Origin of the sequence: Aquiflexum gelatinilyticum (genome assembly GCF_024813435.1) — a bacterium.
Lineage (GTDB): Bacteria > Bacteroidota > Bacteroidia > Cytophagales > Cyclobacteriaceae > Cognataquiflexum > Cognataquiflexum gelatinilyticum.
In genome coordinates this window covers 719,429-738,254 of sequence record NZ_JANAEZ010000002.1, presented here as the reverse complement: position 1 = coordinate 738,254, position 18,826 = coordinate 719,429, and the positions used below count along the sequence as shown (strand labels likewise).

Here is an 18,826-nt window from a genome sequence, read left to right as displayed (position 1 = left end):
ATTGTTGGTGTCGAAGCTAAAAAATGGTGCAAGTCCCAAAAGGCGATCATTTATTTGATCCAACTTGATTGCAATATTCAACAATCAAAGCCTATTTTAGTAAGAATTTATTAGCCCCATCCATATGACATTCAACAGACGCAATTTCCTCAAAATCGCCTCATTGGCCCCCGGCCTGGCTATTCCTTCATTAAGTTTTGCAAACAGCCAGGAAAACGACCTTCCAAAGGCTTTGAAAGGGTTAAAGCCCATGATCGCGGACATTGTTCCCATCAGTCGTGAGGAAAGGTTGGGCAGGATAGCCAAAGCACAAAGTCTGATGATAGCAAACAAAGTAGATGCGCTGTTTCTCGAACCGGGGACAAGTATGGCTTACTTTTTGGATTTCGACTTTTTTCTTTCCGAGAGGATGGTTGCAGCCGTGATTCCTGCCAAAGGAGAAATTGCTTATGTCTGCCCAAAGTTTGAAGAAGACAAAGTAACAGAATTGGTAAAATTCGGTTCCGACATACGCACTTGGGAAGAGCATGAAAGCCCTTATCAGGTGGTTGCGGGAATCTTGAAGGACAAAGGCACTCCAAATCAGACCGTCGGAATTGAAGAGCGTTCAAGGTTTTTTCTATATGATGGCATCAAAAAAGAAAGTGGAAGGCTGAATTTTGTCCTTGCAGATCCTATCACCGCGGGATGCAGGATGTTTAAATCACCTGCTGAAATAGCCCTGATGCAAAAAGCCAATGACATCACGATTGCTGCCTACAAAGTACTTTTTGATTCGCTTTTTGAAGGCATGACCCAAGCGGATTTCAGCAGGGTTGCCACCGAGGCGCATCAGGCTTTGGGAGCAAAAGGCTCCATAGGTGCTAATTTTGGGGAATGGTCTGCATTCCCGCATGGAAGCAGCACTCCACAGAAACTCAAAGAAGGCGACCTTATCTTGGCAGACGGCGGCTGCAAAATAGAAGGATATACCTCAGACATCAGCCGTACCATTGTTTTTGGAAAACCAACAGCCCGACATACGCAGGTATGGAACATCGCAAGGGAGGCTCAGCAAAAAGCGATAGAACTTGCAGCAAAACAGGGGACTACCTGTGAGCAAATGGATGCTGTGGCAAGGGGAATTGTCAGCAAAGGTGGATTTGGACCTGATTACAAATATTTTAGCCACCGGCTTGGGCACGGGATCGGCCTTGATGTCCACGAATGGACCAATCTGGTGCGTGGCAACAAAACCCCACTTCAGGAAGGAATGTGTTTCAGCAATGAGCCCGGGATCTACATCGTGGGTGAGTTTGGCGTCAGGGTGGAGGATTGTTTTTACATGTCTGCCTCAGGCCCCAAGTTCTTCAGCGCTCCGAGTCCGGCGATTGATAAGCCTTTTGCTTAGATTGAATTTGAAAATATTTAAGAAAAAAAGGGTTGCCATTTACGGACAACCCTTTTTTCTAAAGCAAATTTCAAAATCCCGTTTTTCAAGAAATGAAAACATCGTCATTGTTGAGAAGGATTTCATCGAGGTTTTCTCCGGGTAGGGCGATGATTTGTTCATTCTCGGAATCCCATTCTATTCGTCTGCCGATTTTGTAAGATAGGCCGCCCATATGCGCTGTGATGGCTTCTTCAAAACCCTCAGTGATCCCACAGCTTGGATTGCCGCCGTTACGGATACAGCTCATCCACTCTCTGAGGTGAAGGAAAGTTGAGTCCACTCTTTTGCCATCCCTATAAGTCCAAAGCAAACCCTTGTTGGCAAAGTATTTGGCTGTGGCGGAAGTGACCGCATCTACGCCATTGGCACTTGGGTCATATTGGTATATCGGTACGGAGGGATCTACCCTGTTTTCTTTGATCAGGTCTTTGTACTTGGTGGACCTTGGATCGGCATAGATCGTGACCATATTTCCCAATTCCATGGAAGCATCGTGTCCCATCAATACCGTGCCCCTATCAAATTGGTTGCCCAAAGTAGCACTGTAGACCAATGTCATCCCTTTTTCTTTGCCGGGGGTCTGACTAGTACCAGTACTGAATTCCGGAAAATCCATATTGATCTGCATCACATCAGGGACATTTCTTCCGTCCCTGTGGGTGTAAACCCCTCCGGAACCTGTGATGTATTTGGGAATTCCCATTTTCAAAACACAATTGATCCTATCATAATCATGAGTCAATAAATCCCCTGACAATCCTGAACCATAAGCCCACCATTTTCTCCACCGGAAAAAATGTTCGGCATTGAATGGGATTTGGGGAGCGGTGCCTAAGAAGGCGTTCCAATCAATGGTCTCGGTAGAAGCATCCGGATGGATGTCATATTGCCAGGCACCGTTGTCGTCATTTCTGTTGGTAGCCGTCACGACCAAAGACACATGGCCTAAGGTATTTTTGGCAATGGCATCTTGGGCAGTCAAAAAACTCTGGGTTTGACGATGCTGATGTCCGACCGCAAATTTGATATCCGGGTTTTTACGGCAAGCCTCCCTCAGGTCATAGGTCTCCTGAATGGTATGGGTCATAGGTTTTTCAACATATACATGTAGGCCTGCCTCAATGGCGGCAATGGCCATCGGTGCATGCCAATGGTCCGGTGTCGCAATGATGACTGCATCCACCTCACCGCTGTTGAATAAATCCAAATGTGTTTTGTACCTTTTACATGGATTCTCTTTGGTATTGAAAGACCGAAGGGCTTTTTCTGCCCTGACATCAAAAATATCACAGATTGCGGTAAGTCTGACGTTAAGTCCCTCTTGGGCTTTAAATTCTGCCAATCGGGTATCATTAGGATTTTCTGCTGCGGATTTGGCCATGTCATCGAGCCATTCTACGGTAGCAAAACCCAAAGAACGCATCAATTGCTCGCCTCTTATCCCAAACCCAATCAGGCCGACCCTTAGCGGTTCCCCGGTCATTGGGCCTGAAGCGGGAGGTGCGGATGCTTTGATATTAAGGGTTTCGAGCAAAAGATTACGCTCGCTCAATGCCTTTTCATTGGACCTGAAACCTGCTGTCCACACTGCCCCAAAAATCGGAATACCTCCGAGTATTTTGAGCCATTCCCTTCGGGAAAAGCCCTTGAATAAATTCTTGTCAGTTGCCATATGCTTCAGGGGATTGGGTTTGTGGATACGGTCTTAGGTTTTGCAAAGAGCCTTGCAATTCCAAAAGAATAATCTGTAGGAAATAAAAAGAGGACAAAAAGAGCCGCTGCTTCTATCAGGTTTTTGTTGACAAGCCAATAGCTTCCCTCACTTGGACCTTGAGGATATCCCGGAAATGGGGGATGTGCCAGGTAATACAACAGCAGAAGTCCAATGCCAATGATGCTTGCCCACCTGGTTTTGAATCCTATTATCAGACAAAACCCAACCAAGAGCAAAGCCCCGATATTCAGGGTATCAATGATGGGGATGATGGATTCGCCTGCCATCCATTTGAAAAAAGACTCCATATAACTCGCGCTGAGCAAGTATCCTTTAGCAGTCCAGGAGGGACTGTACAATTTGATAACACCTTCGTACAAAAAGTGCCAACCGATCAGCAAACGGAGCAGTACCAAGCTGCTTGTTTGCAATGAGGTAAATCTGGAAGTTTGATCCATAGGTTTTTTGTTTATTGATGCACGATATTACCACATCAAACCCCAAAAAAACATGATCTAGGTCAATCCAAAACATGATGTATATCCCTCTATATAGCAGGGATTTTGAAAGGGGAAAAAAGGAAATTCTATTTAGAGAGATAAGGCGAAAATGTTTTTTTCGTAGAATTACGAAATTTTCGTAGGAAGTCTAAAATGTTTCTTTTAAATTTATTTTATGGAAACATTGACGAAATACGAAGAAAGCCTGATGCGGATATTCTGGAAGCTGAATAAAGCTTTGGTAAGAGACGTTTTGAATGAACTGCCAGAGCCCAAGCCACCTTACACCACGCTTGCATCAAATATCAAGCTTTTGGAAAAAAAAGGATATTTAGACCACAGGACTTACGGAAACATCCATGAGTACTTTCCCACCATTACCCAGACAGAATATAGGAAAACCAGTTTCAACGAATTATTGGAAGACTATTTTGAAGGTTCGGTGGAGAATGTTTTGTCATTCATGGTCAAGGAAAAAGGGTTATCTGAAAAAGATATGGAAGAACTTCAAAAATTGATTGACAACATGGGTAACTCCTCACAGCCATGATTACCATATTCAACTACCTCTTGGAAGGCAGCATTATCCTGCTGCTACTTTATGCTTTTTATGTCATATTTCTTTCCAAACTCACTTTTTTTGGATGGAACAGGGTATACCTATTAGGTTCTTTGGGATTGGCATTGGTCATTCCTTTACTCTCATTTGAGTTGGGTCCAGGTTCTATCTCAGCCTTGAACCCTGAGGTTTTTACTTATTACCTACCTGAATTTGCACTGACTCCAGAAGATGGGATTTCCGCCAAATCTATTTTGGTTTATGGAGCTATCCTTATTTACTATTCCGGACTTCTTTGGACCATTAGCCGATTGGTATTGGGAATTTTCAAAACCTTTTCTTTGATTAAATCCTCAGAGAAATTCAGCCACAAGGATTTGACAATTGTGGTAAATCCAAAATTTCCACCTTCTTCATTCTTCAATTTTATTCTTTTGCCGGCTTATCAAGAAGGGAATAAAGCCCAGGAATTGATCATTCTCCATGAATCGGAGCATGCCTCAAAATTCCATACACTGGACTTGATTTTCATGCAGCTTACCAAATCGGTTTTCTGGTTTCATCCATTGATCAAACTTTTCGAGTCCAGTATCCATGAAGTCCATGAATTTCAGGCCGATACCAAGGTGACCACTTTTCATCCCAAAAAAGAATATGCCCAACTCCTGTTGAACCTGACAGCAACCAAAAAAGAGCAGCAGTTTGTTAACAACTTCAACCAGTTTCAGCTCAAAAAACGGATTATCATGATGAATACCGCAAAATCCGGATTAATCCATAAATGGAGATTTTTGCTTGCATTGCCTGTTCTTGGATTGATGATTTTTGTTTTTTCCTGTGAAAAGGGTGCTGACAATTCTTTTTCAGAAGTCATGGAAATACCGATGTCAAAGGAGGAAACAGCTCCGTCCATTCCTGATGAAATCAATTCAAAGATTTTGGATGCAGATGAGGTTTTTGATGTAGTCGAGGAATCTCCTGAATTCCCAGGTGGAATGGAGGCGTGGAATAACTTTTTGAAAGACAACCTTAAATATCCAAGTCAGGCAAGGCGAATGGGCATAGAAGGTACCGTTTATTTAGTCTTTGAAATCAAGACCGATGGCAGTGTGCACAATATAGAATTGTTAAGAGGAATCGGTGCAGGCTGTGATGAGGAAGCGAAAAGAGTGATAGGAGAGTCTCCAAAATGGACCCCGGGAAAACAAAGGGGAAGATTGGTCAACGTCAGGATGAGGATACCGATCAGGTTTCAGTTGGGTTAAATCCTTATCGAAAAAGCATACCAGATATTCAAAATAAATCAACCATATAAACTAACCACAAGATGAAAGCAAACAATTCAACCCCAAATTACAAAAGCAATCTTCTCACCGTCCTCCCGCTAATGGGACTGATGATGGTATTTTTTTCCTGTGACTTTCAGGGATATGACGAGAAAGTAGTATTGGAAAATGGCGAAGTGACAAGCAAGAACATAGAAACTAATGAAATTTTTGATGTCGTGGAAGATTCTCCGGAGTTTCCCGGTGGCATGGAAGCTTGGAATGAATTCCTTATGAATAACCTCAAATACCCTGAAAAAGCCAGGGAAATGGGAATTGAAGGCACTGTGTATGTGGTCTTTGAAGTAAGGAAAGACGGTTCGGTGAAAAATGTAGAACTATTGAAAGGAATCGGTGCGGGTTGTGATGAGGAAGCCAAACGCGTCATCATGCAATCTCCCAATTGGACTCCCGGCAAGCAGAAAGGACACACTGTCAATGTCAGGTTGCGGGTTCCGATCAAATTCAAACTCGGGGAAAAAGAGGTAATCGCTTAAAGTTCATAAACCATTTCCATAAATCACCTTTTGTAAAATCAATTTAAGCAATCAAAAACCTTCCCTAAATGAACACCAGCTCATCAAAATCAAAAAGTACAAACAATTTCCTGTTGGTCATCATCTTATTGTCCATGATGGTATTTGTTATCTCCTGCAAAAGCTCCAAAGATTCCGCTTTTTCAAAAACCTTGGACATTCCGATGGGTGAAAATTCTGCTCAAGGATCATCAGATGAAGTCTTTGATATGGTGGATGAATTTCCGCAATTTCCCGGCGGGATCGAGGCTTGGGGAAATTTCATGAAGGACAACCTGAAATACCCCGCATCCGCGAAAGACAAGGGCATTGAAGGAACAGTCTACATTACTTTTATCATCAATAAAGATGGTTCAGTGAGCGATGCAGAGATTCTAAGAGGAATCGGAGGAGGCTGTGATGAGGAAGCGCTGAGGGTTGTCAAAGCTTCACCAAACTGGAACCCTGGAAAAAAAGACGGTAAAATAGTCAGATCCCGAATGAGGCTACCGGTCCAATATGCTCTTGGCAAAAAGGATAAATCCTGAACAATCAAAAAGAGGGATTCTCAGATGGGAATCCCTCTTTTTTCCTAAACAGTGGTATAATCTGCCCAAAAAACTGATTTGACTTTTTACAATTCTATACGCCATAAAGATGTTCATCTAAAAACCCGTTTCGGAATTTTCCTTCGGGGTCGTGTTTGGCGAGAAGGGATTTGAATTCCTCCATTTTTGGGTACCGCTCTTGGAGTTTTTTGGAAGAAATGGTGAATAATTTCGCCCAATGCGGCCTTGGACTAAAGGGTTCCAACTTGGCTTCCATCTGAGGCAATAGTGCCTGGACTTCTGGAATTTCTTGTTTCCAAGTGGTATGGACTGCAATGGAATCCCTTTGGTAGCAGGTACTCATCCACAATTCATCCGTTTTGATACTTCTGATTTCGGAGATGAAAAGGTGAGAAGAGATTTGATCTGCCATTTCCTTCACTGCCATGAGTGCTTCATATCCATTTTCCATAGGTACAAAATATTCTGACTGCAATTCCTTGCCAGCACTTGGCTGAAATTCCATCTTAAAATGTGGCAAGCGCTCATACCAAGGGCCGGGAATCGCCAACTGCTCAGAGCAACTTTCAGCAGACATTTCCTGCACAGGATGCATATGCACTTTTGCTTGTTTGGCTCCGAAAAACTCCTCAGGAAAATCAAGCGCCACACCAGGGACTATTATTCGCTTTACCCAGACTTCATTGACATTGTCACTTTTCCAGTCAATAAACAAGCTTACACTATACCCTGAAGCCATGATTTCCTGGAAATTGTCCTTTAGGACATCCATAGGCATATCCATATACACGACCTGAGCGACCTCAAAAGTCGGAAGCAGGTCCAAAGTCACTTTGGTAACAGGTCCAAATCCTCCCAAACCAACTACGGCACCAAAAAAATCAGGATCTGTTTCTTTTGAAAGCTGAACCAACTCACCTTTGGCGTTGACAAACTCAATGGCAGCAACTCCCGTGGAAAGGTTTCCGTTTTCGACTCCCGAGCCATGGGTGGCTGTGGCTATTGTTCCGGCAACAGAGATATGCGGCAGAGAGGCGAGGTTGTGGAGGGCATATCCGTTTTGATGGAGGTAGGCGCAGAGTTCACCGTACTTGATACCTCCTTCCACCGTAACCTGGTTTTTTTCCTTGTCCAAGGAAATGATTTTGTTCAGATTTTGAAAAGAAATGAGGTTATCGTTGCTGTCAGCAATCCTGTTGAAGGAATGTCTGGAACCCAACACCCTCAGTTTGTTACATTTTTTGACCAAATCCCGTACTTCCTCCACTGTTTTGGGATAATGAACATTGGTCGTGCTGAATTCAAAATTTTCAGCCCAGTTTTTCAAATAGTCGGGTGTCATGGTTTCTGCGGGTTTTTGGGGGGAGCAAGATAATATCGGTTGGATCAAAACCCCTCCAACGAGGAGGGAAGAGTTTTTTAGGAAGGTTCTTTTTTTCATTTTGGGTTATGTCAAGAAAGAAAGTTTTTATTATTAAATGGCAGCAATTTTTTCTCAATAATTCACCTTCAGTTCTTTCACCTTGGTCGGTAGCCAAACCTGCATTTCACTTGCTCCACGGTTGGCCCAAGTGTAATAGGGAATGGCGGTGATGCTCTTGGTTTCAGTTTTTACAGTGGACCCATCCTCCGAAACGGTCACCACCGGCACATTTGCCTGAATTGCCATCACCCTTTCATTCAGGACCTGATATTCTACTTCCTGAAATTCGGTATTCGCCGGAACCACAATGTTCCAAGCCCTTCCGGCATTGTCAGCTCCCTCCACACAATAAACCAAAGGTCCTCTTTGTAAAGCAATCCTGTCCCGATTGGCTTCCACTTCATTTCTTGATTTTACTTTCCTGATTTCCATAGGCAACGAATATTGGACAATGTCACCTTTGCTCCATTTTCTTGATATGGTGATGTATCCATTTTCCTGTGTGTATTCCACAGGCTTGCCGTTAAGTGTTACGGTGAATTTTTCTTTGGCTGTACCTTCGAATCGATACAAATCCCCGGGTACCGGCTGTTCCTTAGCCCATCCCGGCAACCTTAAATTGAGGCTGTAGGTGGTTTTTTTCTCAGGATTCATGGCGATGTTCACCACCCCATCCATTGGGAAATTGGTTTTGATTTCGACCGGCACATTTACCTTTCCCATTTGGATATTGGTCTGACTTCCGATAAATAAGTTAACCCAAATACCGTCATCCGAGGTAGCATAGATATAATCACCGACAGAAGCCACCAAGCGGGAAATATTGGAAGGACAGCAGGCAGTTCCGAACCATGCCATGCGGGAATGTTGCCCATTGGAAGCCAGCGGATTTCCATAAAAAAACCTGTCGCCCTGTAGGCTCAAACCGTCCAAAGCTGCATTGTAAAGACTCCTCTCCAAGACATCGATGTATTTGGAATCCCCTTCCAGGGAATTCATGCGCTGATTCCAGAAAACCATTCCTACCGAGGCACAAGTTTCACTGTAAGCCCTTTCGTTTGGCAGGTCATAATCTACAGAAAAACCTTCATTGCTGCCCGAGGAACCTATCCCTCCTGTGATGTACATGTTTCGGTAGACAACATCTTCCCAAACGGTCTTCATGGCATTCATATACCCATCATCATTTTTTGCTGCCGCTACATCTGCAGCACCGGTGTAGAGATACATTGCCCGGACGGCATGTCCTGTGATTTCTTTTTGTTCTTTGACTGGTACATCATCCTGCGCATATTTTGGACCCCAGTTTTTATTGTTCCAAATTCCCCCTACACCATGTCCACGTCCTCTTTGGTCCAAAAACCAATCTGAAAGTTCAAGGTATCTTTCTTCATTGGTGACTTTATACAATTTGACCAAAGCGAGTTCGATTTCCTCATGGCCGACAACCCAAGGCCTGTTGGCTTGTCTGAAAGTCTGATCAATATGGTCGGCCATCTTGATACCGACATCCAGGAGTTTTCTCTTTCCGGTAGTTTGGTAGTAAGCCACACCCGCCTCGATCAGATGGCCAGCGCAATATGCTTCGTGTTTGTCCATGTCTGTCCACCTGTTTTCCAATCCGGTCAAGGTGTAAAAAGTATTGATATAGCCATCGGCCTCCTGCGCTGCTGCGATCTTATCGATCCATTCGTCCGCCTTGGCTTCGAGTAAAGGATCAGATTGGTTTTTGAGGGAATAGGCAATGGCCTCCAAGGCTTTATAGACATCACTGTCATCATAATAAATCCCTTCGTGCTGCTCTCCTGATTTTCTTGCAGCTTTCTCAAAATTGCGGATCCGCCCGGTCTCCACCTCTGTTTGTTGGATACATACCTGCAAAGCTGAGTTGGCTACTTTTTCCAGTTTTGGTTTCCAAAAAGCATCTGTGATCGTCACTTCCGAGTAACTGATTGGGGTAAGTTTTTTCAATTCTGATTGGCCAAAAACAGGGTTTATCAGAATTGCCGTAAAAAAAAGGACAACATTGGTTTTCATGGGTTATTGGTATTGGGATATGTGAGGGAAGCAATCCGGTTTGATGCATACAAAAGCCTCCTTTACAAATATATCCAATTGTGTCAATTTTGAAAGGTTTGGAATGACAAGCGGTCTGTTCTATGAAAAAGGCTTTGCATTTCTCCCCAAAGGATCCAAAATCTCAGTTTTTGTGCAAAAGGTTGCAGAATGGATTGCAGTATTCAAAAATGCTTTTGATAGATTTGGATTATGAAGATCAGCTACCTGGAAAATTACGACTCCCTCAGTCAATATGCTGCAAAACTTGTCATGGATGAAGTTCAGCTTAAAAGAGACCTGTTGTTTTGTGCCGCTACGGGAAATTCTCCTACCGGAATGTACGCCGAAATGGCAAAAAACAAATCCCTCTTTGACCGGATGCGCGTCGTCAAAATGGACGAATGGGGAATCATTCCGCTCTCCCATCCTGATTCCTGCGAATCCTACATCAAAAAACATGTCTTGGAACCTTTGGAAATCCCGGCTGAAAGGTATGTTGGATTTGATACTGCACCCGAATCGGTAGTGGCCGAGTGCACGAGAATGCAAAACTTTATCAGCGATCAAGGGCCTTTTGACATTTGTATATTGGGATTGGGAAAAAACGCCCACATTGCTTTCAATGAACCTGCTGATTTTTTGCAGCCATATTTTCATAATGCTGTTTTGGCACCTTCTACGATCCAGCATGACCCTGCATTGTCACAAGGTCCGGAACCTGCATATGGATTGTGTGTCGGGATGAAAGATATCATGCAGACAAGGAAAGTAATTTTTCTCATCACCGGCAAAGGCAAACAGGAAGCAATCCAGCAGATTTTAGAGAGAAAAATATCTACCCAATGTCCGGCTTCTTTTTTATGGTTGCATTCCAATGTAGAATGTCTGGTTGATAAAAATAGCCTTTGAATTAATAAAATTGTATTTTTTAGTTTGATACCCTGAACTTTAATAAAATTTTTTATTTGAAAAATTAATTATCATAATTAGCTGTATTTGCATTTTTTACCAAAAATAATTCTTTTTACTCTTATCTATTTTGGTTAAATTTAGAATAAAACGCATTTAGTTATTTTTTATCATTTGTCAAATACAATTTTAAACCCAAATCAAATTGTCATGAATGAGAAACTAATTTCCCGAATGTCAAGCCTGGTTTTTGTTTTTGCAATCTTCTTGTTTTATGGTTGCAATTACTACAAGCCTGTCACCAAAAACTTGTCAGCTTCGCCTGAAACAAAAGTAGATCAGATAGATTCCCTCAGCCAAAAGACATTTATTCTGCATATTGAGAATAGGGTGTTTTTGATGAGAAATACCTATATCAATAAGGAAAAACAAAAACTCGAGGCGACTTTAGAGGAAGTTCCAATGATCCATCAAACTTATCTCATGGATGATACAGGAAAATTCAAATATGATCCCAAATCGCCCAATGTTCTTCATGAAGTCCATGTTTATGCAAATCTTGACGAGAAAAAGCGCCTTGGGGACCAAGTGGTAATTCCGGTTCAAAATATCAATAGAATTGAATTGATCGAAAGGGATAAGCAAAGGAGCAGTGGAAACACCGTTTTGGCTGTAGTCGGAATTACTGTAGGCACGCTTGCTGTCATTTCTGCCATAGTAGCCTTGACGAAAAGTTCTTGTCCTTTTGTAAGCGTCCATGATGGCGAAAATTATGCTTTACAAGGTGAAACTTTTGGTGGTGCCATCTATCCTTCTTTGGCTAGGGAGGATTTTGTACCCTTACCCGCGGCAGCCATTGGCAGGGAAATAAAAGTCCAAATCAGCAATGAGCTGAAAGAAAGGCAATATACTGACATGGCTGACCTGATTTTGGTAGAACATAATTCCGGTGACCAGATTTTAGTCAGTCCTGATGGTCAATTGTATTTAGCCAAACAAAATATAAAACCAATCTCAGCGACTCTCAATGGCAGAAGCGATATGCTTGATCAGGTTTCAGCTACAGATAATATCCCCTGTTCCTTTAATGACCTTTCGCATGCTTCTTCAGTCAATGAACTTGTACTGAATTTTGACAATCCTGGAGAAAAGAAAAAACTTGTTCTGCAGGTCGATATGAGGAATTCGATGTGGTTGGATTTTTTGATGGCTGAATTCACAAGCAACTTCGGAAGCCGGTATGTAAGCTGGGTGGAAGAACAAAAAAAGCGACCTGCACAGGATTTCATTGATTGGCAGGAAAATCAAAATATGCCACTCACTGTTGCAGTCAAGACAAAGGACGGATGGAAATTGGTAGAAAAAGTAAAAACTATAGGCCCACTTATGAACCGTGAAGTAGCCATTTCTCTTGAAGGTTTCGATCTAGGAAGCGAGCCAATAGAAATCTCTCTTATAACAGGATTTATGTTTTGGGAAATAGACAGGATTTCTCTGACTGAAGTGAGCCCTGTAGCAGAAAGTGCAATCCAAGTTCTCAAACCCTACAAGGCGAGAGATGAAAAAGACAGAGATATTTTAAGTCCAATTATTGAAAAGGATGGGATCTACCTTGAGCAGCTCCAAATTGGAAACAGGGCTTATCTTACCTATCAGGTGAATGATTTTTCAAAGGAAAAGGAATATTCAGCTTTCTTTTATACAAAAGGTTACTATGAGCCTATCCGTGAATTCGAAGGGCCTACGAATAAAAAATTCCTTACCAAATTCAGGGAACCTGGGGCATTTCCTGATTTTAGTAAATACAAATACCAGGAAGTAACGCAATCTGCCTATTTGGTAGCGAAATAAAGGGATGCTATGGAAGAAACTGTCATCAAATCTACAGGGACCATCAATCCCAACCTTACAAACACAGGTGAAGAATCCTATTCTGGCTTGAATCTATCGATCAAGAGAAATGCTCCCGGGTATTTTACAAGAATATTCATTCGCATTTGGGTCAATTTCCATATTGCTATATTGGCTCTCCGTGCTTATGCTTCATTAAAAAAAACCAAGATTGCCCTGGGTGGATTACAGGAATTCAAAAGAAAAGCATTTGGAAAAAACGGGAGAAGAAAATTCAGTGTGAAAAACAACCAATACTGGTTTGGCCTATACGTTCCTCCATTTCCTTCCAGAAATTTTGACAGGCTGATCCTGACAGAGTTAAACCGCTACGTCCCGCACTCATTGCCCATCAATGCCTATCAACAGGTCAATTTTGCCATCACTACCAAATGTCCGATGCGTTGTGAACATTGCTTCGAATGGGATAACCTTAATTTACGTGAAACCTTTTCCCTTTCCCAACTTCAGGAAATTGTCAAAAAACTTCAAAATAATGGTCTGGGCCATATCTCACTTAGTGGCGGCGAACCCCTGGTACGTTTTGAGGATATGTTAGAACTAATCAAATCCGGAGAAAAAAGTACTGAGTGGTGGGTTTTAACTTCAGGTTTTAACCTGACTGACCAAAAAGCAATCCAGTTGAAAAAAGCAGGAGCTACAGGAATTGTAATCAGTCTTGACCACCATGATCCTGAAATAAACAATAAATTCAGAGGGCACAAAGATGCTTTTGGACACGCGGTCAGAGCTGCAGAAGCAACTGTAAAGGCAGGACTTTCTCTCGCCATTTCTGTATGTGTCACAAGGGAAAATGCCAATAGGGAATTTTTGATGAACCACACCACCTTATGTGAAAGCCTTGGGGCTGACTTCATTCAATGGCTTGAACCAAGGGCTGAAGGCCATTTCAGAGACAAAGAAGTGATGCTTCAACCTGATCAAATCACCATTTTGGAAGAGTTATTTGTGGAATTCAATCACGATCCGAAAAACAACCACTTTCCTCCTGTCATGTATCATGGATACCACCAGAGACGCGTTGGCTGTATGTCGGGAGGGAAATTTAGCTTTTATGTAGATGCATTGGGAATGGTACATTCTTGTCCTTTTTGCCACTCAAGTGATTTCAAAATCACAGATTGGTTGGAAATACCAAAAATTGGAAGAAAGGAAATTACTGCTTGTAAGGAATTTTAAGTTTGTTTTTGAAAGAAATTTGGACCTATTCAGGCAATAATTTTTAAGCCGATCAGAATTTTGTCCGCCTCTGTAAAAGTTACTTGTGTATCAGGGGAATAAATTGCAATTTGGGTTTGAGCTGTATTTTGATTTTCAGGGATTTAATTCACTGGAAATCAAATTTTGGTCCGATTAGCAATAAACCCGTTCATGCCTATTATCCGGAAATTTTTAATCCTGTTTTCACTGTTGATTCTGAGCCATTGCTCAGAAAAGAAGGCTCCTATTCTGGAAGATTCCTCCCCGCCAAAATCTCCCCAAGAAGAACTCGAGACTTTCGAAATCGAAAAGGGATTTAAAATCCATTTGGTTGCAGCTGAACCCATGGTGCAGGATCCGATAGCCCTGACATTCGATGAAGATGGCAGGCTTTGGGTAGTCGAAATGAGGGGATTCATGACCGACATCGATGGTACTGAAGAGCAGCAACCTCTCGGTAGAATTTCTGTTTTGGAGGACGAAAATGGCGACGGGGTGATGGACAAAAGCACAATCTACCTTGACAGTCTCATTATGCCAAGGGCTTTGGGCCTGGTCAAAGGCGGTGCGTTGGTTGCCGAGAACAATTCCCTTTGGATCACAAAAGACATGGATGGTGACCTCAAAGCGGATTCAAAAGTACTTTTGGATTCTACCTATTCCCAAAATGGTATTCCAGAGCATTCTGACAATGGTCTGATGAGAAACATCGACAACTGGTACTACAACGTAAAGTCCAAACTGCGTTATAGAAACCAAGGCGGAGAATGGTTGCGTGACAGCACTGAAGCCCGGGGGCAATGGGGTATCAGCCATGACGATCAGGGAAGGTTGTTTTACAATTACAATTGGTCACAGCTGCATGCCGACCTTGTCCCTGCCAATTACCTTTCCAGAAATAAAAACCACTCCCCTTCCACAGGCATTGACCATGGATTGACAATAGACCGAAAGATTTTCCCGATAAGACCCAATCCCGCTGTGAATAGGGGTTATATCCCCGGAACTTTGGATAAGGAAGGGAAGCTTTTGGAGTTTACATCAGCATGCTCTCCACTCGTATTCAGGAGCACATTATTTCCAAAGGAATATTATGGGAATGCTTTTGTATGTGAAAATGCCGGAAACCTTGTAAAAAGGAATGTTGTCATCCAAAAAGATCTCCTTTTGGAAGCTTATGACCCAAATCCCGGAAAGGAATTTTTGGCCTCGACGGATGAACGCTTCCGGCCTGTTAATTCAACAATCGGACCGGATGGCGCCATGTATATTGCTGACATGTATAGGGGAATGGTGCAACATGGGTCTTATGTGACGCCTTATTTGCGAGAACAGACCTTGAAGCGAGGTTTGGTTTTACCTGTTCATATGGGGAGAATCTGGCGGATTGTTCCTGAGGATTGGGAACCTTCCCCTATCCCCAAAATTTCCAAAGAAAGCTCAATGCAACTTATTCAGCGTCTTTCCCACCCTGCCGGCTGGCACAGAGACATGGCCCAAAGACTGTTGGTCGAGCGGGAAGATCTATCCATAAAATCGGATTTGGAAGATTTGGTCCGAAACGGAAAATCAGAATTGGGCAGGTTCCATGGACTTTGGACATTGGAAGGTTTGGGTTTGATAACGCCTGATTTGCTTTTCGACTTACTCGATGATTCTTCTCTTTTGCAACAAAATACCGCAATAAGGCTTTTGGAAAACTTTGCTCTCCAAGAGAATTCCATTCAGACCAAACTCGGACAATTATTGACCTCCAAAGTAATGGATGCTCCTGTTGAAGTTTCCATGCAAATGGCTTTGAGTGCTTATGCCCTAAATATAGAGGATGCTTCAGAAATCTTGGAAAAAACAATTTCCCGCTTTGGGGAAAATGCATTGGTCAGGGATGCGGTCATGAGTAGTCTTGGTAACCGAGAATTTGATTTCTTGCAAAAATTATGGGCATCTGAAAATTGGAAAACTTCCGACCCGGCCAAAGAGATATTGTTGGAAATGCTGACTGTTGCCATTGTCAAGAAAAGAGATCCAAAGGAACTGGAAAGCCTGCTAACAATATTAGATAATTCTCCTAAGGATTCGGATTGGAAACAGCAGGTCATCCTTACCGGAATGGCCATTCAAGCGGCAAACAGCAGGACGAAAGGGCCATTGGCTTTGAAAAAAGAACCTCCGCTCTTTAAAAGAACTGACCTTAAAATCGAACTTGCAAGAGTAGAGATGCTGAAATCGATGTTTTCTTGGCCGGGGTATACACCGAAATTGACTGAAGGATCAGCGAACTCTCTTGATGAAAAAGGCATGCAGCAATTTGCTTTGGGCAGACAAAAGTACCTAGTGACCTGTGCCGGTTGCCACGGATCGGACGGTGCCGGGGTCAATAGAATGGGACCGCCGTTGGCGGCTTCGGAATGGGTGATCGGTGATGAAATCCGGCTTTCACTTATCCTCCTCCATGGCATGGAAGGTCCATTGGAAGTATCAGGTAAAAAATATGACGCCCCGGAAATCCTTCCGATTATGCCTTCCCATTCGACCATGGATGATGCTTCTATTGCAGCAATATTGACTTACATCCGTAACGAGTGGGGAAATCAAGCCCCTGCCATCAGCGGCAGGACTGTTTCTTCTACGCGGCATACCTCGCAGGGAAGGGTGTATCCTTGGACTGCCCCGGAACTTATCAAGCATACCGATTCCTTGTCTGTCCTCAAACCTAACTAGAAACCCATTTCTCCAACATGAAATCCTCGAACAAATTCACCACTTCCTTTTCCCCTCAGAGAAGGAATTTCCTTCAAAAAACAGGATTGGCAGCATTGGCTATGGCTTTTCCATTGCCTTCTATTTCCATGAATTTTGAAGGGGTTTCGATGGGAATAGTGGTCCACTCCTATGGTGCAAGGTGGAATTCGAAAGTCCCAAGCGAAAAATATCCTGGTTTTGAAAATGCCCTCCAACTTATAGAACACTGCCATCAGATCGGAGCTGGGGGCGTACAAGTCGGAGTCAATAACTGGACCTCGGATTTTGCCAAAAAAGTCAGGGACCAAAGGGAAAAGCATGGTATGTACTTAGAAGGAAGCATTGGGCTTCCAAAATCTAAGGAAGAACTTGACAAATTTGAAAAAGAAGTTTTGGCAGCCAAAGAAGCCGGAGCCACTATTCTGAGGACCGTTTGTTTAGGAGGAAGGCGATATGAAAATTTCAAAACAGAGGCTGAATTTCTTGATTTCAAAGCCAAATCTATCCTTTCACTTCAATTGGTAGAGCCCATTGTCAGAAAGCATAAAATGAAATTGGCAGTCGAAAACCACAAAGACTGGCGTGCGGCTGAATTGGTCGAAATCATCAAAGGAATGGACAGCGAATGGATCGGGGTCACTTTGGATTTTGGGAACAATTATTCACTTCTTGAAAAATCGGAAGATGTCATCGGCCTTTTGGCTCCTTATTCATTTTCCACCCATATTAAGGATATGGGCGTCAAATCCTATTCCAAAGGGCTTTTGCTTTCTGAAGTACCATTGGGAGAAGGCATCGTCGACCTCAAAAAAGGAATTGAACTTTGCAGGAAATATAACCCCGACATTACCTTCAACTTGGAAATGATCACAAGAGACCCTTTGGAAATCCCTTGTCTGGAAGAGGGATATTGGGCCACATTTAATAACATATCTGGCCCTGAACTTGCCGGAATTCTCAAAATGGTAAGGGAAAAATCCTTTTCGGGTGAGTTGCCTTATACAAGAAACCTGGACCCAGAGCAGCGGCTGGATTACGAAGAAGCCAATGTGCTCGCGAGTCTCAGATACAGCAAAAGCGAATTGGGGCTTGGCAAATAAATTGGAATAAAAATTAATCAACATTCATTTAAGATAAAAATATGAATACTTCAGTCAGTGAATTACCCGGAATCAAACTTTTTGACCTGAGTGGCAAAGCCGCCATCATCACCGGAGGGTCCAAAGGGCTCGGTTTGGCCATGGCTGCAGGCTTGGCTTCAGCAGGTGCCAATGTCATGTTGGTCAGTCGGGACGGGGCTGTCGGAGCTGAGTCCGCCTTGGAACTGGAAAAAGCTTATGGCATCAAAGCCATTTCTTTTTCGGCTGATGTTTCCTCCAAAGAGCAGACAGAAGCCATGGCCAATGCCGCCATGGAAGCGTTTGGCAGGATAGACATCCTGATAAACAGCGCCGGGATCAATATCCGTGGCGCAATTGACGAATTGAATGAGAAGGATTTCAAAAAAGTAATGGATGTAAACGTCACCGGAACATGGCTGTGCAATCGGGCTGTGACTCCATTTATGAAAAAAGCCGGCAAAGGCAGCATCATCAACATGGCGAGTACGCTCGGTTTGGTAGGAATGGCCAACCGGACCCCGTATGCCTCAAGCAAAGGAGCGGTTGTCCAAATGACCCGCGCATTGGCATTGGAATTGGCCCCTTTCAATATCACGGTCAATGCTATCTGTCCAGGGCCATTTCTCACAGAAATGAATTTGCCCATTGCAGATACCGAGGAGGGAAAGAAATTTGTGGTGGGAGCCACTGCCTTGGGAAGATGGGGCCATCTGAAAGAAATCCAGGGTGCAGCCTTATTGTTGGCAAGTGAAGCCGGAACATATATGGTAGGTTCGATGCTGACCGTCGATGGTGGTTGGACAGCACGTTGATGAAGAATTAGGAATGAAAAATGAAGAATTGAAAAA

At 43.1% G+C, this 18,826-nt stretch carries 15 protein-coding genes; 11 read left to right on the top strand and 4 right to left on the bottom strand.

The window, feature by feature from the left end; all coding sequences use genetic code 11:
- Positions 1-124: 124 nt before the first annotated feature.
- Positions 125-1,390 carry a M24 family metallopeptidase gene (locus NK987_RS07725; RefSeq protein ID WP_259263368.1) on the top strand — a complete coding sequence of 422 codons (1,266 nt, stop codon included), beginning with the start codon at positions 125-127 and terminating at the stop codon, positions 1,388-1,390.
- An 85-nt stretch (positions 1,391-1,475) separates the two neighbouring features.
- On the opposite strand, the gene NK987_RS07720 is transcribed toward NK987_RS07725, so the two are convergent.
- Both NK987_RS07720 and NK987_RS07715 read right to left on the bottom strand, forming a co-directional pair.
- Positions 1,476-3,104 (bottom strand): Gfo/Idh/MocA family protein, encoded by a 1,629-nt coding sequence (locus tag NK987_RS07720; protein ID WP_259263367.1) that lies wholly within the window; start codon positions 3,102-3,104, stop codon positions 1,476-1,478.
- Positions 3,105-3,109: 5 nt separating this feature from the next.
- Entirely contained in the window at positions 3,110-3,604 is a 495-nt protein-coding gene (locus NK987_RS07715) for a DoxX family protein (protein WP_258424671.1), read from the bottom strand.
- Positions 3,605-3,821: 217 nt separating this feature from the next.
- On the opposite strand from NK987_RS07715, the gene NK987_RS07710 reads away from it, so the two are divergent.
- The 4 genes from NK987_RS07710 (at position 3,822) to NK987_RS07690 (ending at position 6,593) form a co-directional block, all read left to right on the top strand.
- Positions 3,822-4,196, top strand: a complete 375-nt coding sequence (locus NK987_RS07710) for a BlaI/MecI/CopY family transcriptional regulator (RefSeq protein ID WP_258424670.1) — start codon at positions 3,822-3,824, stop codon at positions 4,194-4,196.
- Entirely contained in the window at positions 4,193-5,470 is a 1,278-nt protein-coding gene (locus tag NK987_RS21470) for a TonB family protein (RefSeq protein WP_420841172.1), read from the top strand. Before NK987_RS07710 ends, NK987_RS21470 begins: the two co-directional genes overlap by 4 nt.
- A gap of 62 nt (positions 5,471-5,532) precedes the next feature.
- The gene (locus tag NK987_RS07695; protein WP_258424669.1) at positions 5,533-6,027 is read left to right on the top strand and encodes an energy transducer TonB; all 495 of its coding nucleotides are present in this window, start codon (positions 5,533-5,535) and stop codon (positions 6,025-6,027) included.
- Positions 6,028-6,095: 68 nt separating this feature from the next.
- Positions 6,096-6,593 (top strand): energy transducer TonB, encoded by a 498-nt coding sequence (locus tag NK987_RS07690; protein WP_258424668.1) that lies wholly within the window; start codon positions 6,096-6,098, stop codon positions 6,591-6,593.
- A gap of 94 nt (positions 6,594-6,687) precedes the next feature.
- On the opposite strand, the gene NK987_RS07685 is transcribed toward NK987_RS07690, so the two are convergent.
- Both NK987_RS07685 and NK987_RS07680 read right to left on the bottom strand, forming a co-directional pair.
- Positions 6,688-8,055, bottom strand: coding sequence for an FAD-binding protein (locus tag NK987_RS07685; RefSeq protein ID WP_259263366.1), 1,368 nt, complete (start codon positions 8,053-8,055; stop codon positions 6,688-6,690).
- 54 nt (positions 8,056-8,109) lie between these two features.
- Complete coding sequence (locus NK987_RS07680) at positions 8,110-10,074, bottom strand: glycoside hydrolase family 127 protein (protein WP_259263365.1); 1,965 nt, start codon at positions 10,072-10,074, stop codon at positions 8,110-8,112.
- Between the two features lie 231 nt (positions 10,075-10,305).
- Between NK987_RS07680 and NK987_RS07675 the strand changes: the two genes are divergently transcribed.
- The 6 genes from NK987_RS07675 (at position 10,306) to NK987_RS07650 (ending at position 18,790) form a co-directional block, all read left to right on the top strand.
- Positions 10,306-11,004 (top strand): 6-phosphogluconolactonase, encoded by a 699-nt coding sequence (locus NK987_RS07675; RefSeq protein ID WP_259263364.1) that lies wholly within the window; start codon positions 10,306-10,308, stop codon positions 11,002-11,004.
- 210 nt (positions 11,005-11,214) lie between these two features.
- A complete protein-coding gene (locus NK987_RS07670) occupies positions 11,215-12,855 on the top strand; it encodes a hypothetical protein (RefSeq protein ID WP_258424664.1) in 1,641 nt (546 codons plus the stop codon).
- Between the two features lie 9 nt (positions 12,856-12,864).
- Positions 12,865-14,094, top strand: coding sequence for a radical SAM protein (locus NK987_RS07665; RefSeq protein WP_259263363.1), 1,230 nt, complete (start codon positions 12,865-12,867; stop codon positions 14,092-14,094).
- A gap of 192 nt (positions 14,095-14,286) precedes the next feature.
- Positions 14,287-16,836, top strand: coding sequence for a DUF7133 domain-containing protein (locus NK987_RS07660; protein WP_259263362.1), 2,550 nt, complete (start codon positions 14,287-14,289; stop codon positions 16,834-16,836).
- A gap of 17 nt (positions 16,837-16,853) precedes the next feature.
- Positions 16,854-17,957: a sugar phosphate isomerase/epimerase family protein gene (locus NK987_RS07655; RefSeq protein ID WP_259263361.1), complete on the top strand. Its 1,104-nt coding sequence runs from the start codon at positions 16,854-16,856 to the stop codon at positions 17,955-17,957.
- A gap of 41 nt (positions 17,958-17,998) precedes the next feature.
- Positions 17,999-18,790, top strand: a complete 792-nt coding sequence (locus NK987_RS07650) for an SDR family NAD(P)-dependent oxidoreductase (protein WP_259263360.1) — start codon at positions 17,999-18,001, stop codon at positions 18,788-18,790.
- Positions 18,791-18,826: the final 36 nt, after the last annotated feature.